Origin of the sequence: Dietzia sp. UCD-THP (assembly GCF_000349585.1) — a bacterium.
GTDB lineage: Bacteria > Actinomycetota > Actinomycetes > Mycobacteriales > Mycobacteriaceae > Dietzia > Dietzia natronolimnaea_A.
Genome location: NZ_KB714672.1, coordinates 1 through 1,557, shown reverse-complemented (window position 1 = coordinate 1,557; position 1,557 = coordinate 1). Strand labels below are relative to the sequence as shown.

Here is a 1,557-nt window from a genome sequence, read left to right as displayed (position 1 = left end):
GGTACACCCGTGCGGGACGATCCGCCGCCGACCATCGCTGCTGTGACTCTCAACTTCATTTGGCGGGTTCTCTCACCTTCGCATGGCGGAACTCTCGGCGATTCGGAGAGCTCCGAGCTTTCGAGGTCTCTCAGGCACTGCACTACCGAGGCCCCGGCAGTACCGTGTATGTGCGAACACGTCAGCTGCTCAGCAACAATGTCTCGCCGATCTCGTCGAGGGCGAGGGTTGTGGCTCCGACGAGGAAGAGCGCGTGATCTTGCTCGCGATCAAAGCCGATCCAGCTCGAGAATCCTCCGGTACGTCCGTTATGCCAGGTGATGGTTTGTCCCTCGATTCGAGAGGTCATCCATCCCGCGCCCACGCGGTCTGCCCCGTCAGTCGAGAAGGCAGCGACTGGGTTAAGAGCGGCGGCGCCCGGTGCGAGACCGGTCAACAGCGCCCGCGCAACTTTCGCCATGCTCTTCACGTCAGTTCGAATACCACCGGCAGGCGCATATTGCAGATCGGTCCATGCCTGCTGCGGCCGCCCGTTTTCGTCTTTGCCCTGTACGGCCTGCTCATCCAGTGCCGCTTGGCCCTCTGCTGGTATGTAGAAGCGTCCCAGCTCGAGGGGTCTCGCAATGCGCTCCCGCAGCAGTTCGGCATAGTCCATTCCGGCAGCGGCAGCGAGCGCGTGGCCGAGGGCCGCAAACCCCAGATTTGAGTAAGCAGGCTCCTTCGCTCCGATCGGCACACGGCGCAGATCTTCAACAAGGTGGACGAGGGTCCTCCCGTCGAAGGGATTCCTTGCCTGGATCGTCCTGATGATGATGCGAGCTATATCTGTCATCCCCATCGGTTGTGCTGGCAGGCCTGACCTGTGCTGGGACAACTCTTCTAACGTGATGCCTGCCGCGCCGAAGCCCTGCAGCTCGAACAGTTCACCGAGCGTCGTTGTCGGAAGAACCTCTTCGCGTTCGATGGCATCGAGATAGAGCATCCCCGTGATGCCCTTATTGATTGATCCAATTTCAAATGTCGCGGCCAGCGGGGCGCCGACGGTCGCGATTCGAGAACCGCTCCGTGTCACCGAAGCGATCCCCAGGGCGTGGACGCCTCTGGTGGGCAGAAGCTTCAGCACTTGTGCGGCGAGGGCGTCGTCACCATAAACATCTGAAGCGCCGAGGAAGTGCTCAAGCTCGCCGGGGGGCCGTCGGCACCGCGCCGCAAGCGCGATTCCCGCAAGTCCTGCCACGCACAGCAGAGCCGCGCGAACGGTCGTCGTTGAAACTGGCACCACTACCCCGGATCTGAGCACTACACAGGCCGCTGTCGAAGCAGAAGATTACTTGAGGAGTTCCACACTAGAAGAAGTCGGCGACTGTTCGCCAAACGATCGTTTTTGATACAAACGGGTCGAAGCTGGCCGATTTTGGATACGCCGAGGTGGGCGGAAGCCTGTTCTGTAGCGGAACCCAGTCCCGGAATCTGTGTTTCTGATCTACCCACCAGCGACGGGTATTGCTACATTTATCGGTATGGGCCACGCTTTCGGTGTGACTTTCGCTGTTAAAT

At 60.4% G+C, this 1,557-nt stretch carries 1 protein-coding gene; it reads right to left on the bottom strand.

The features are described 5' to 3' along the window. Positions 1-181: 181 nt before the first annotated feature. On the bottom strand, positions 182-1,237 hold the full coding sequence (locus H483_RS37825; protein ID WP_238556445.1) for a serine hydrolase: 1,056 nt from the start codon (positions 1,235-1,237) through the stop codon (positions 182-184). Between the last annotated feature and the right edge of the window lie 320 nt (positions 1,238-1,557).